Source organism: Chryseobacterium sp. A301, from assembly GCF_054489425.1.
In genome coordinates this window covers 174,440-187,308 of sequence record NZ_JBTMWY010000002.1, presented here as the reverse complement: position 1 = coordinate 187,308, position 12,869 = coordinate 174,440, and the positions used below count along the sequence as shown (strand labels likewise).

Annotated in this window: 14 protein-coding genes; 9 read left to right on the top strand and 5 right to left on the bottom strand. The window is 39.9% G+C overall.

What is annotated here, in order from left to right; translation table 11 throughout:
• Positions 1-169: 169 nt before the first annotated feature.
• The 3 genes from ACX3PU_RS04195 to ACX3PU_RS04185 are packed head-to-tail and all read right to left on the bottom strand — an operon-like array spanning position 170 to position 3,037.
• On the bottom strand, positions 170-958 hold the full coding sequence (locus tag ACX3PU_RS04195) for an alpha/beta fold hydrolase (RefSeq protein WP_459083665.1): 789 nt from the start codon (positions 956-958) through the stop codon (positions 170-172).
• Positions 959-1,016: 58 nt separating this feature from the next.
• Positions 1,017-1,730 (bottom strand): pyridoxine 5'-phosphate synthase, encoded by a 714-nt coding sequence (locus ACX3PU_RS04190; RefSeq protein ID WP_459083664.1) that lies wholly within the window; start codon positions 1,728-1,730, stop codon positions 1,017-1,019.
• Positions 1,731-1,783: 53 nt separating this feature from the next.
• On the bottom strand, positions 1,784-3,037 hold the full coding sequence (locus ACX3PU_RS04185) for a mechanosensitive ion channel family protein (RefSeq protein WP_459083663.1): 1,254 nt from the start codon (positions 3,035-3,037) through the stop codon (positions 1,784-1,786).
• Positions 3,038-3,106: 69 nt separating this feature from the next.
• Here ACX3PU_RS04185 and ACX3PU_RS04180 point away from each other — a divergent pair, with 69 nt between their 5' ends.
• Both ACX3PU_RS04180 and ACX3PU_RS04175 read left to right on the top strand, forming a co-directional pair.
• Positions 3,107-3,592 carry a DUF456 domain-containing protein gene (locus tag ACX3PU_RS04180; protein WP_459083662.1) on the top strand — a complete coding sequence of 162 codons (486 nt, stop codon included), beginning with the start codon at positions 3,107-3,109 and terminating at the stop codon, positions 3,590-3,592.
• Positions 3,593-3,611: 19 nt separating this feature from the next.
• Positions 3,612-4,118, top strand: a complete 507-nt coding sequence (locus tag ACX3PU_RS04175) for a hypothetical protein (protein ID WP_459083661.1) — start codon at positions 3,612-3,614, stop codon at positions 4,116-4,118.
• Here the strand turns inward: ACX3PU_RS04175 and ACX3PU_RS04170 are convergent.
• Positions 4,102-4,749, bottom strand: coding sequence for a uracil-DNA glycosylase (locus tag ACX3PU_RS04170; RefSeq protein ID WP_459083660.1), 648 nt, complete (start codon positions 4,747-4,749; stop codon positions 4,102-4,104). The two genes, ACX3PU_RS04175 and ACX3PU_RS04170, sit on opposite strands and share 17 nt — an antisense overlap.
• Positions 4,750-4,839: 90 nt before the next feature.
• On the opposite strand from ACX3PU_RS04170, the gene ACX3PU_RS04165 reads away from it, so the two are divergent.
• The 4 genes from ACX3PU_RS04165 (at position 4,840) to ACX3PU_RS04150 (ending at position 8,727) form a co-directional block, all read left to right on the top strand.
• The gene (locus tag ACX3PU_RS04165; RefSeq protein WP_459083659.1) at positions 4,840-6,987 is read left to right on the top strand and encodes an endonuclease MutS2; all 2,148 of its coding nucleotides are present in this window, start codon (positions 4,840-4,842) and stop codon (positions 6,985-6,987) included.
• A gap of 302 nt (positions 6,988-7,289) precedes the next feature.
• Positions 7,290-7,829: a hypothetical protein gene (locus ACX3PU_RS04160; protein ID WP_459083658.1), complete on the top strand. Its 540-nt coding sequence runs from the start codon at positions 7,290-7,292 to the stop codon at positions 7,827-7,829.
• Positions 7,822-8,289, top strand: coding sequence for a helix-turn-helix domain-containing protein (locus ACX3PU_RS04155; protein ID WP_459083657.1), 468 nt, complete (start codon positions 7,822-7,824; stop codon positions 8,287-8,289). Before ACX3PU_RS04160 ends, ACX3PU_RS04155 begins: the two co-directional genes overlap by 8 nt.
• A gap of 6 nt (positions 8,290-8,295) precedes the next feature.
• Positions 8,296-8,727 (top strand): hypothetical protein, encoded by a 432-nt coding sequence (locus tag ACX3PU_RS04150; protein ID WP_459083656.1) that lies wholly within the window; start codon positions 8,296-8,298, stop codon positions 8,725-8,727.
• Between the two features lie 221 nt (positions 8,728-8,948).
• Here ACX3PU_RS04150 and ACX3PU_RS04145 read toward each other — a convergent pair whose 3' ends face one another.
• Positions 8,949-9,539 (bottom strand): HD domain-containing protein, encoded by a 591-nt coding sequence (locus ACX3PU_RS04145; RefSeq protein ID WP_459083655.1) that lies wholly within the window; start codon positions 9,537-9,539, stop codon positions 8,949-8,951.
• 342 nt (positions 9,540-9,881) lie between these two features.
• On the opposite strand from ACX3PU_RS04145, the gene ACX3PU_RS04140 reads away from it, so the two are divergent.
• The 3 genes from ACX3PU_RS04140 (at position 9,882) to ACX3PU_RS04130 (ending at position 12,866) form a co-directional block, all read left to right on the top strand.
• Positions 9,882-10,211 (top strand): PadR family transcriptional regulator, encoded by a 330-nt coding sequence (locus ACX3PU_RS04140; RefSeq protein WP_459083654.1) that lies wholly within the window; start codon positions 9,882-9,884, stop codon positions 10,209-10,211.
• A gap of 6 nt (positions 10,212-10,217) precedes the next feature.
• A complete protein-coding gene (locus ACX3PU_RS04135) occupies positions 10,218-11,966 on the top strand; it encodes a PspC domain-containing protein (protein WP_459083653.1) in 1,749 nt (582 codons plus the stop codon).
• A gap of 327 nt (positions 11,967-12,293) precedes the next feature.
• Positions 12,294-12,866: a 1-acyl-sn-glycerol-3-phosphate acyltransferase gene (locus ACX3PU_RS04130; RefSeq protein WP_459083652.1), complete on the top strand. Its 573-nt coding sequence runs from the start codon at positions 12,294-12,296 to the stop codon at positions 12,864-12,866.
• Positions 12,867-12,869: the final 3 nt, after the last annotated feature.

The following is a 12,869-nucleotide window of genomic DNA, read 5'->3' as shown; positions in this document are numbered from 1 at the left end:
TGCGTTCTTGGCAAAGATAATTAAAAAACCCCGAAGCAGCGTACTTTAGCCATTCTTACCTTCGAGCTAAAAACCAATACAAAACAAGGTTTTCGTTTCCCTTCTCTGCCCTCTGTTTGCTGTCTTCCCTTCTCGTAAAGGAGAGACGGATTAAGCGAAATAAGTAGGGCTAAGATACCGAAGGGACCGAAAGAAATTCAAAGACTTCTTTATTGAAATCCACCGGATTTTCACTTTGCACCCAATGCCCTGCTTTCGGGACTTCGACTACTTTTGAATTTGGGAATTGCTGCTTAATTTGAAAGGAATCTTGTGGAAGAAGATAATTGGATTTTTCTCCTTTGACAAACAAGGTAGGACCCTCAAAAACGCCGTATCGAATGGGATTGCCTACGAGATCATGGTATTTCTCCGTTAAGACTTTCAAATTAAATCGCCAGGAAAGTAGTCCGGGCTCTTTCCAAGTTAAATTCTTTGCCAAAAACTGAATGACGGACTTTTCCAGTCCGTGGTTTACGAGGATCGAATCGACGTCTTGCCGCGAAAGTCCCGGTTGAAAATCCACACTGTTGAGCGCTTTTAAAATCGCTTGGTGGTGAGGCGGATAGGCTTTAGGTCCCATATCCACTACAATGAGTTTCTCCACAAGCTCAGGATAAAGAATAGAGAACTGCATCACGGCTTTTCCCCCTAAGGAATGTCCAAGCAAAATGACTTTCTCCATTTGATGGCTCTCCATGTACGTACGAATGTCCTCTGCCATTAAATCATGGCTAATTTCCGCAGAGTGAAAGCTCTTGCCATGGTTACGAAGATCGATCAAATGCACAGGGAAATACTCCCCTAGAGCTTTTCCAAAACTTCCCCAATTGTCTAGCATGCCAAAAAGACCATGAAAAACAAGTACAGGAGTTGTCTCAAGCTGACTGCCGTATATTTTTGAATTAAGAATTTCCATTGTTCTAATTTACCCCTGCAAGTCGCAAGGCCTATTTAAAGTGAAAAAAAAAAAGGAATTAAGAGAGTCTTTTCAGGTAGGCTTGTATGGTGTTTTCAAGTCCCATATAAAGCGCTTCTGAAATCAAAGCATGTCCAATCGAGACTTCCAGAAGTCCCGGAAGATTCTGCTTAAAGTACTGAAGATTCTCTAGCGAAAGATCGTGCCCCGCATTGATTCCAAGACCAAATTCCTGAGCTCGTAGAGCAGTCTCGATGTAAGGCGCTAGTGCCTTTTCTCTATTTTGGGCATACCCAGAAGCGTACGCTTCTGTGTAAAGTTCAATTCGATCGGTCCCCGTGGAAAAAGCGGCCTCGACCATGTCTGGATTTGGATCCAAAAAGATGGAAGTCCGAATTCCTGCCTTTTTAAACTCGGCAATGACTTCTGTTAAAAAGTCTTTGTGCGTCACGCAGTCCCACCCTTGATTGGAGGTGATTGCATCGGGCAAATCGGGAACCAGGGTTACTTGCTCAGGTTTCACCTTCTTTACCATGTCGATAAAAAAGGATTCGGGATTGCCCTCAATATTAAACTCCGTATACACCAGGGGCTTTAGGTCATAAACATCTTTGCGGGTAATGTGCCTTTCGTCTGGTCTTGGATGAATCGTAATCCCCTGGGCTCCAAATGATTGAATTTTTTTCGCAGCCTCGGTAACGCTCGGGGTATCGGCCCCTCTTGCATTGCGAATGGTCGCTATTTTGTTAATGTTAACACTTAATTTTGTCATGATTCTCTATGCATTGAACGCAGTGAATTAATCCCATTAAATTCCTCTGGAATCTAGTAGTAACTTACCTGCGAAATTTCTAGTTCGAAAAGTTTTGCTGCCGTTAGCAAATGGTCAAAAATATCGGCTTGTATGGTTTCAAAATCGGTAAGTCCTGCTTTGTTTGCAAAACAATAGACCTCTAGAGGAAGTCCCTGCGGCGTGTTCTCTAGCTGACGCACGAGGATCATTTCGTCGGGATCAATATCCGGATCTTGCTTCAAATACTCCAGAGCATATTTTCGAAAGACGCCAATATTGGTAAGTTGTCTTCCGTTAATGGCTTCTGCTGGGTTCGGATGCGCTTGCTTTTCTTTTTCAATTTCGAGGGAAACATTCTCAAGATAGTGAGATAATAAATTCACTTTCTTGAGCTGGCCTAAAAGCTCTTGATCAATAAATTTAAAAGAATTAATGTTAAAGATAATGGAGCGCTTTATTCTTCGCTTGTTCCCTTCCGCCATGATCTGATTGTTCCGAATTTCCGTGGAAAGCAAATCATAGGTAGGAATAGTAGAAATCGTTTTGTCGAAGTTTGCAATTTTGGTCGTAATAATATTAATGTCCTCAATGATCCCCTCTAGGTTGTATTTGGGAATCCCGATCCAGTCTCCCACCTTTAAGCTTTTCGAGGTCGCGACATGAATCCCGGTCATAAACCCAAGGATCGTATCTCGGAACACGAGAACAAGTACCGCCGTAATCGCACCTAGACTGGTTAGAATGGTCGTGGCTTTAATTCCAAAGATGACACTTATTGCCAGCAGAGTAAAGATAAAAATCCCTACCGTTTTTAAGGTTTGAGAAATAGCATTAATCGCTACAATGCGGTAATAATCACCCTTATAGGTGTAATAATATTGAATTGCTTTTAAGAATCGGGCCGCTAAATTGGCAATGACCACCACAATCACTAGACCTATGATTCTCTCTAGGTATTGGTGACTGTACTTATGTCTCCAGAAAACGGAATACAAAGCCATCTGCGCAAAGGAAAGAGTGATCAGGTGAGCAAGGGAATAGGTGATCCTCGATTGAGAAATCGCTTTTATTAAAGGATAGACCTTTTCGTTCGAAAATTGACGAAACACAAAGCTAACGACATGCTTTAATAGGAAATCTAACACAAAGACCAAAAGTCCTAAAAACAGAAACTTGGCCAGCACCTGAAGCATCCATCCATCATAGATGTAATCTTTCACAAAATAATGAATCTTGTCGCTGATTAGCTGCAGTAAATCGAGGGTTTTATTTAATTCTTGCTCCACGAGTACAAAATTAACGAAATCGCTTGTGAATTCCTTGCAATTCTGTAAATTTAACGATAATTTGAGAATATGGACTACGGAATTATCGTACTTATTAGCCTTGTTTTGCTTGTGGTAGGCCTACTAGGAACCTTTCTACCGGTACTTCCGGGACTGCTTCTAAGTCTTTGCGGACTGTTAATTTATAAATTCGGAACCGACGCAAGTCTTTCCATGACTTTTGTTTGGATCTTTTCCTTTCTGACCGTGGTTGCAGTGATCCTAAATTATGTAATTCCGGCTAGGACCACCCGAAAATACGGTGGAACGCGATGGGGCTCCATTGGCTCCGTGATTGGTACTTTTGTGGGACTCTTGTTTATACCGGTTCCTTTTGGTTTTTTAATTGGTATGTTTTTAGGCGTCTTCGTCGGCGAGCTTTTGCACGATCGAACCGACACCAAGAAAGCGGTTCGATCCATGAAAGGCGCTTTAATAGGCTTCTTTTACGGAACAGGATTTAATTTTGTGGTAGCGCTCGCCATGTTATTTGTAGTTGTGTACGATCTCTTTTAATTTTAAAAACCCCTTAGAGATGAATGCCATTAAAAATTCAATTAGCCGCAGTTTTACTTTTGTCCTATTTGTGCTCGCTCTCACTTTATTTTTAGCAAGCTGCCAATCTAGAAAAAAAGCAGAAACCCCATCTCCAAGCACCACTCAAAAAGATACGCCCCAAAGCCAAACGCTCACTTTAGAACTAGCGAAGTCGGGCACTCTTAAATTCTCTACGGAAGGAAACAGGGAAGATGTCGTTTTCCTTGAATTCGCAAAAGTCGTAGGAGACAGTAGATGTCCCTTAGATGTCAACTGTGTTTGGGCCGGAAATGTACAAATCGCAGTTAACATAGCGGTAAATGATACGAAAAACGATTGGCGAATCCTCTCCATTGGAGCCAAAGCCCTCTCCAAACTTGAATTCGAGGGCTATACCTTTGAGCTTGTCGAGGTAAATCCTTATCCCAAAACTCAACTGGAAAAAAATGCGCTTCCTTATTCTGCAAAAATTAAGGTGTACCCGACGCCTATAACCAATCCATAGGAGCAAGCCCCCTAGCCTCTAAATCCGCATTGATCTTTGAAAAAACTTTGCTTCCAAAAAAGCCTCGATAGGCTGAGAGTGGCGAAGGGTGGGCACTTTGAAGGACCAAGTGCTTGGTGGAATCAATAAGGGGCAATTTCTTTTGGGCCTGTGCGCCCCAGAGCACGAAAATAACGCGGTCTTTGTTCTTACTTAAATGGGAAAGAAATTGATCGGTGTACTTCTCCCATCCTAAAAACTGATGCGAGCCTGGACTTCCCTCACGAACACTCAGAACGGAGTTTAACAGAAGAACACCTTGTCTTGCCCACGGCTGCAAATCTCCAGAAACCCTCTCTATCCCAAGATCCGACTGAAGTTCCTTAAATATATTGCGAAGCGAAGGCGGAAGTTTTACGTTTTCATCCACAGAAAAACTAAGCCCGTTGGCTTGTCCTACTCCATGGTAAGGATCTTGCCCTACAATCACCACTTTTACTTCTTCAAACGGTGTGATTTCAAGCGCCCGAAACAGGTGCTCTTTCTTAGGATAAACGGTGGCTTTCTCATACTCTAAATCAAGAGCACTTCGAAGTTCTTGGTACTGAGCATCCGATTCTAAGGACTCTAAAAGCGTGTTCCAACTGTTCATAAGGCAATAAGCGAGGTTTCGAGTTTCAAAGATAAGCACAAGGCGGAAACTAAAAAAAGGAAAAACCGTAAGTTTTGCTATTTTTGCACTGTGCAAATAAAAACCGACGATTTAATCGAACTGGAATTTCCAGAACTGCTTTCTCAGATTGCGCCCTTTGCGTATTCTCCTTATGTGGCGGAGCAAATCATGGAGCTTTTGCCTTTGCCTTTTGAAGAGGCACAAAGAGCTCTAAAGAAGACCTCTGAATACCTGACCAGTTTTCAGAGTCAAAACGCCATTCCTTTTTCAGAGTATCCAAACCTGGAACAGGATTTAAAGCATATCAAGATTGAGAACTTTCGTTTGGAAAACGCAGGGTTCATCCGAATTAAAACCCTAACCGAACAAATTGGGCGGCTAAAGAAATTCTTCCCTAGTGTTTCTCTCACTTTCCCCCTCCTTTTAGAAGAAGTGGAAAAACTCGATTACCAAAAAGAAATCGTAGACAAAATCGATCGAGTTTTTAACCGATTTGGGGAAGTCAAACAAGAAGCCTCCCCCGCTTTAAAGGAACTTCGAACCGAAATTCAGCATGCACAAAAAGCAATTCAAGAGAATTTCAATCGCGCACTTGTCACCTACGGAGGACAGGACCTTCTGGACGATATCCGGGAAACAATTATCGACGACCAAAGGGTACTCGCGGTCAAATCTGGATTCAAAAAAAGAGTCCCCGGACCCACCCTTGGGGTTTCCAAAACCGGCTCTATATCTTACATCCAACCCGAAAGTGTTCAAAAACACCAATTTCGTCTTCGCGAAGCCAAAGACGAAGAGAAAAAAGAAATTGACCGTATCCTTCGCGCCTTAACCGCGGAACTAGCTCCCTTTGAGGAGGTTCTTGCCCAGTACCAAGCCTATGCTTTTGACTTAGATCTTACGCAGGCAAAGGCAAGATTTGCAGAATTGACAAATTCGGTGCTCCCGAAATTAAACGCTCACCGAACGCTTCGTTTAAAAGACGCCTTCCATCCACTGCTATATTTAAAGAATAAGAAAAAAGGAGAAACCATTTTTCCGCAGTCTCTTACTTTAACGGAACAAAACCGGATCCTTTGTATTTCGGGACCGAACGCCGGTGGAAAATCCATTACGCTTAAGACCGTGGGCCTTTTGCAACTCATGATTCAAAGTGGAATCATGGTTCCAGTGCATCCTAAAAGTGAGATGTTCTTTTTTGAAAAGATGGCCTCGGATATTGGAGACAACCAGTCCATTGAAAACCACCTCTCGACCTACTCCTCTCGTCTTAAAAAGATGGCAGGAATCATAAAGGAGGCCGATCAAAACACCCTTTTGCTCATTGATGAATTTGGAACCGGATCCGACCCTGAACTAGGAGGTGCTCTGGCAGAGAGTTTCCTTGAATTCTTTTATCAAAAGAGAAGTTTCGCCATTATAACGACGCACTATACAAACATTAAACTCTTAGTTGAAAGCTTACCGGACGCCCAAAATGCGGCGATGCTTTTTGATGAGAGAACTTTTACTCCTCTCTATAAATTGGAAGTAGGTCAGGCCGGCAGCTCTTTCACGTTTGAAGTTGCAGAGAAAAATAAAATTCCACGATTCATCTTAAATTCGGCCCGAAAAAAAGTAGAAAAAGATGTGGTGAACCTCGATAAGACCATCGTCAAACTTCAACAAGAAAAGTTTGAAGTCGAGAAACTCAAATCCAATCTGGCTCAAACGAAGGAATCCAGTGAGGCTAAAAAAGAAAACCTGCAAAAGCTAAATGAGCAGATGCAGCAAAAGCTCTACAATTTTCAGAAACTATACGATACTGAGCACCGAAAACTTCAGTTTGGTTCCCGCATAGAAGAGTTCATAAAGAGCTACACAAAGGGCAAGGCTAGAAAAGAAGTGGTAAAAGATTTTGTCAAACTCTTAGAACAAGAAAAATTCAAATCCACTGAATCCGACAAAGACGAAACGAAACGCCTTCAAGTGATTAAGCGTAAAGTCACCCAACAGCTTAAAAACAAAGACATTCAGGAGAAAATCGTAGAAACCAACGAGAAAATCGAAAAGCGCAGTCAGGACGAAAGAAACCTGTGGTTAAAACCAGGGCAAAAGGTCCGAATCATTGGTTCTTCTAGTGTGGGTACCATTGAGAAGCTCGATAAGAAAAAAGCAATTGTGAATTTTGGGCATTTGAAGACTACGATTGATTCCGATCGACTCGAACGAATCTAAGAAAGAAGTTTACCATTGGATATGGACTCCTCAAGAAGGCACTAATTATTAGGCCGCTAATAAATAAAATCACCATCATTAGCTACAAAAATTTTCATTTACAGGCAAATAAATATCAGAAAATTAGGTATATTAGCACTGATATTTACGATCTAGTGATTTTTTCAATTACCCGATACGAAAGAGGAGAAAATATAGAAACTATTTAGAACAAATAGCATTATTCATACTAATCACTTTCCTCAATATGATCTTAAAACAATAAAATTTCAAATAAAAAAATAAACCTATAGGTTGATTATATGGAAATAGTTAGTATCTTTGCGGCAGATTTATTTGCTATTACCTTTCCTAATCAATCATTAGATGAATATAACAGAGCATTAGATGAATGGACAGATGTAGAATATTTAAAAAAGTTCTATGAAGACAATATCAAACTAATCGAAAATAACGAGTATTTTCCAGTTCATAATTTATTTGAGTTTGTAGAATTTATAAAGAAAAACACAGATGCTTTTGACAACAGTCTTGTTAATGCAGCGGCTGAAGGGAGTACAATAAATAATTTTGAGTCATTTTATAAAGGTGTAAGTGTTTACGAAATTCTACCCCATAAAAAAGCAAAATATCAGGTTTTAAGATTATATGGCATACAATTAGGTAGCATTATTATAATAGCAGGAAGTGCAATAAAATTGTCACAAGAAAACAGCGGACATATATTAACTGAAAAACAAGAAATTAAGCTAAGGTCACTTCAGGATTTCTTAAGAGACAACTCCATTACAGACGAAGATTCATTCTTCGATTATCTTTCTGAACAACAACAATATGACTAGTAAAGAAAAATATTTCCTTAAAACTGCAGGTAGAGAAACACAAGCAGTTAAATTAGCAAAAGAGAGAATTAAAAACCGCGAGTGGTTAAAAGAATCTCAACGGTTAGCAGTTAGAATAATGTTAAAATTAGACGATCTAAAACTAACCCAGAGAGACTTAGCTTCAATGTTAAATGTAACACCACAATACGTAAATAAGCTTTTAAAAGGGAAAGAAAAGTTTGGTTGGGAAATAATAGTTGCGTTGCAGAAAACTTTAGATATGCCTATTCTTTATAGTTATGAGCAAGAATTAGAAATGACCACAAAATCATATATTAACGAAATCGTGATAAAACGAAGTACTACTTTACCTTCAGCCAAAAAAGAGTTAGAGGTTCCAACAAAATGCAAAATAATTCCATTATTTGGCACCAAGAGTAACGAATACGAAAGTTATCAACCTGCATTTGAAATGTAAATGAAAATGAAACAAAATATTGATTTTCAACTTATTAAAATTGAAAATCCAGAATTTGCGATATTAGAGCCTTCGTATGACGACGTAAAGAGAATTAAGGTCAATACAGCTTTGCGTTTCAGTATTTCAGACCCCCATAACATGATTACTTGTCAAGTTATTATTGAATATATTTCACATGATTCAAAGAAATTATTAAAACTACAGACAGACAATCATTTTAAAGTAAAGCCTAATGATTGGGCTAAATTTAAAACGGAAAACATGATAACACTCCCTAAAGGTTTTCTCGCACACTTAGCAACAATCTCTGTGGGTAATACCAGAGGAGTTTTATTTAGTAAATCGGAAAACACATTTTATAATCGATTTCTTTTACCTTTAATTAATGTTGTAGAAATGATTCCAGAAGATGAGATTATTGAAATAAAGAACTAGACGAAAATTTCAATTCAAATTGTCTAATTCTGAATTAACTTTATTATTCAACAGAAACCAGTATTGGATAAGTTATCAGGTGAGGAAGTGATTAATAGGTCAAACTATTTCTTCTTTCGATGAGTTGAACTGCTCACTTTTCATTTTCAAAAAACAGGTAAAGCAATTGTGAATTTTGGGCATTTGAAGACTACGATTGATTCCAATCGACTCGAACGAATCTAAGAAAGAAGTTTACCCTTGGAAATGGACTCCTCAAAAAGGTTTTCAAAAAGTTCACCCATTTCTACAGAGGCACGTCTAACAGCCTCGCCTACGATGCTTTCTACTTGACTTGCCTTGACCCCCGCTTCTGTCCAACTCTTTGCGCTCGTCGCGCAGTTTAAAAGAAAAGGCATAATCCGATCTACGGCGCAGGCAAAAATGGCATCAGGCGTATCTTCCGCTTCAAACTCCATCCATAGTTCGAGAAACTCCTCTCCTATGGGATTCTCTAAGATCCCAAATAGACTCTTGGCCGCCTCTAGTTCTCGCTCGTATTTTCCAGTCATTGCCTCGTTGTCAAACAAAAACGTATCCCCCGCTTTAATCTCTACGATGTCATGAATGGAGAGCATACGCAGTACACGCAAAAGTGAAATCGATTCTTTGTTTTTGGCATAGGGATACAGAATTTGGGCAAGCACCACAATTTGCCAACTATGCTCCGCTGTGTTTTCTCGACGAGATTCGTCTAGATTGTAATTCCTACGTTCCACACTTTTCAATGCGTCCATCGCGAGGATGAACTTAAGTTCATTTTGAAGTCCCATAGTACAATATTCGGAATTTTTGATTGAATCACCTTAAAAACTACACTATATATTTACCAAGTAATACAGTCCACTTTACAAAATTGCTTCACAGCAACCCAAAAATGAGAAAAAATCGCACTTTTCTCCCAATTCCCTCCATTTCAATTTTCGCTTCTAGAAAATAATACAAGTGATTACCAGTACTTTACATTTATTTGATAAATTATTTCACTACTTTGTATTGCATAATACTAATATAATTACATATCTTTGCATCATAAAGTTAAAGGTATAACTTCTTAGCGCTTACAATTGAGTCGTGGCCTTTACAATAAATTAACCAATGCTTACGTACTAAAAATGAATACAGAAAACACAAAAGCGCAAATGCGCAAAGGCATTCTGGAGTTCTGCATCTTAAGTCTGATCCGCAGTCGAGAAATGTATGTTTCCGATTTGATGGAAGAACTTAAAGGCGGAAAACTAGACGTAGTGGAAGGCACTCTGTACCCTCTACTCACTCGGCTGAAAAATGGAGAATTTCTCTCCTACCGATGGGAAGAATCCACTGGAGGCCCTCCCCGAAAATACTACCAAATCACAGACAAAGGCATTCTGTTTTTGGAAGAACTACAAAATACCTGGAACGAACTCACAAACTCAGTGAACCAAATCACTAGCAAAATTTAGAATATCATGAACAAAACACTATCCATAGGACTTGCAGGCTTCTCATTCGTAATCGAAGAGCACGCCTACATCAAACTAAGCGACTACCTACAGGCTCTAAAGAGCTCTCTAGATCCGCAGGAAGCTGAGGAAGTCATGCACGATATCGAAATTCGTATGGTCGAAATTTTCAAAGATATTCTCGGCGCTCGTGAGGTAATTAACGCAGACGACGTAGAGAAAGTCATTGCCCAGATTGGACGTCCCGAACAAATCGAGGAACAAGAAGAAGCATACTATTCCGAAACGAAAGAAAAAACTTCGAAAAAAGGATCTACCTATACAGGACAAAGACAACTCTTTAGAGATCCGGAAAGACAAAAAATTGCTGGAGTTTGCGCAGGACTAGCACATTATACAGGTCTTGACATCACAGTAATGAGAGCTATTTGGCTAGGATTTGCAGTCCTAGGTATCTTTACTGCAGCCATTTCTACCTCAGTGATTGCTCTTATCTATATCATTCTTTGGGTGGTTCTTCCTGTGGCCAAAACCGCATCGGACCATTTAAAGATGAAAGGGATGCCCGTCAATTTTGACAACCTAAAGGAAGAATCTAACAAGATTGTTCAATTTGCAAACGAATCCACTCAAAGAGTAGGAGAAATTTACAACGAGAACAAGCCGTATATTTCTTCGGCAACCAACGGACTTTGGAATGTAGCGCGCTACGTACTTGGGGGTCTTTTCCTACTGATGAGCATCTCGTGCATCATTGGAACCTTTGCTGTATTCGGCTTCATGGGATCCACTACGTTTAGCGGATTTAACGAACTCGACTTTCTTTTTGACGGAGACTCCTTAGGTTGGTCGGTGAAAGCCATGGCTGTACTTGGAACCCTAATTCCTGCTCTCCTTTTTGGGTATTTTGCTCTTAAGCTTCTTTCTCCAAAAACACAGATGAAAAATGTTGGGTATGTTCTACTCGCCTTGTTCGTTGCCTTAATCGGTCTCGGTGCATTCTTTGGCATCAACGTAGCGAAGAAAAACATGATCTACAAAGGACACAACGAAGACACTGAGAATTTAGCGATTCCTACTACAAGCGATTCGATTTATGTCAATATCAATAAAGTAGATATCCCTCAAAACTTCAGAGCGTACGACAACGATCTATTCTCAGATAAGAACCGCGTATTCGAAGAGGATCATCCCGACGTGGACATCACTCGACAAGCGGGGATTACAGAGCCTTACCTAATTATCAAAAAAGAAGCGGAAGGTTACAACGTACCCCTAGACTTAAAAGTTCCGGTACAGGTAACAGGAAACACCCTTTATCTTCCGAACTTCATCCAATATCCTTACGACCACCGCTTCCGCGACTACAATGTGAGATACGAACTCGTTGTACCGATGGATACGAAAGTATTTAACCAAGCAGGAGAATACCAAATGCGTATCAATGGGGATTTGGATGGAAATGGCATCGATGATGATGACGAAGACCAGGACGACCACGACGTCAATGGAGTGACAATCAAATCCGATCAGGACAATCCAGGTGTACGCATCTCCAAATCTTTTGAAATGACCGTTGATGGAAAACGAATTTCTTACGATTCAAAAATGGGCGACAGTGTGATTATTGACAACAAAAAATACTCACAAAAAGAAGCGGATCGTATCTTGGATTCCATGGACATTGATTTAGGAAGCCTAAAGAATATTCATATCCAAAGTGGAAAAAAAGAAATCACAATTAAGACAAATTAATTGTAGATTTGTAAATCGCCTAACTAGGAGTAGAGTTCTAGAGAATAAATTGACTCGACGACCTCACTCTTAGTGAATTAGAAGTAAAATAAATACCTCAATGTAATGCTAGAATCGATTCGATTGTCTTATCTTTACACAGCGGTATTTAAAATCTAGAAACCAACCCTTTAAAAAAGCATCTTATGATACAGTTAGTTCTTGAGATTGTGATCAAAGTCATTGATTTCATCACCAATTTGTTTTAAGCGATTCAATTTTCAATATATTTGTAAAGTATAACCAATTACGTTGGTTATACTTTTTTGTTTCAACCTAAAAAGTCTTATGAAAAAATTAATCGGAAGCCTAGCCCTAAAACTTGTGGGATGGAAAGTGGTGTTGCACGGCGATAAAGACAACCTCGATCGCTGCGTACTCGTGGTAGCCCCACACACGCACAACTCAGAATTTGTTCTGGGATGCCTCTCCTACTGGAAGCTAGGAAAACCCCTCAAAATTATAATTAAAGACCAGCATACCAAAGCGTGGTACGGCCCAATCGTCGAATGGATTGGAGGCGTTGGCATTGACCGCAGTCAGAAAAACGATTTGGTCAATTTCGTCGCTGAGGAATTTAAGAAGGACAATTTCAGCCTTGTCATTACGCCGGAAGGAACCAGAAGCTGGGTTCCAAAATGGAGAAAAGGATTTTACCACATGGCCATGAAAGCCAAAGTTCCTATTGTGATTGCGGGAGGATGCTACAAAAAGAAAACCGTCTTCCTAGCTCATCAAATCCCTTACGAGCAATTAGAAAAGATGACTTATGAAGAAGTGCTTGAGGCGATAAGCGATTATATTGTAACAAACGACATTACTCCAAAAATTCCAGAAAACTGGAACCCAAACATTTCTTAGACC

Excerpts from the sequence above, each read along its gene's own strand:
- ACX3PU_RS04195 (WP_459083665.1), bottom strand. The coding sequence starts at position 958 with ATGGAAATTCTTAATTCAAAAATATACGGCAGTCAGCTTGAGACAACT.
- ACX3PU_RS04190 (WP_459083664.1), bottom strand. The coding sequence starts at position 1,730 with ATGACAAAATTAAGTGTTAACATTAACAAAATAGCGACCATTCGCAAT.
- ACX3PU_RS04180 (WP_459083662.1), top strand. The coding sequence starts at position 3,107 with ATGGACTACGGAATTATCGTACTTATTAGCCTTGTTTTGCTTGTGGTA.
- ACX3PU_RS04175 (WP_459083661.1), top strand. The coding sequence starts at position 3,612 with ATGAATGCCATTAAAAATTCAATTAGCCGCAGTTTTACTTTTGTCCTA.
- ACX3PU_RS04170 (WP_459083660.1), bottom strand. The coding sequence starts at position 4,749 with ATGAACAGTTGGAACACGCTTTTAGAGTCCTTAGAATCGGATGCTCAG.
- ACX3PU_RS04160 (WP_459083658.1), top strand. The coding sequence starts at position 7,290 with ATGGAAATAGTTAGTATCTTTGCGGCAGATTTATTTGCTATTACCTTT.
- ACX3PU_RS04155 (WP_459083657.1), top strand. The coding sequence starts at position 7,822 with ATGACTAGTAAAGAAAAATATTTCCTTAAAACTGCAGGTAGAGAAACA.
- ACX3PU_RS04150 (WP_459083656.1), top strand. The coding sequence starts at position 8,296 with ATGAAACAAAATATTGATTTTCAACTTATTAAAATTGAAAATCCAGAA.
- ACX3PU_RS04145 (WP_459083655.1), bottom strand. The coding sequence starts at position 9,539 with ATGGGACTTCAAAATGAACTTAAGTTCATCCTCGCGATGGACGCATTG.
- ACX3PU_RS04140 (WP_459083654.1), top strand. The coding sequence starts at position 9,882 with ATGAATACAGAAAACACAAAAGCGCAAATGCGCAAAGGCATTCTGGAG.
- ACX3PU_RS04135 (WP_459083653.1), top strand. The coding sequence starts at position 10,218 with ATGAACAAAACACTATCCATAGGACTTGCAGGCTTCTCATTCGTAATC.
- ACX3PU_RS04130 (WP_459083652.1), top strand. The coding sequence starts at position 12,294 with ATGAAAAAATTAATCGGAAGCCTAGCCCTAAAACTTGTGGGATGGAAA.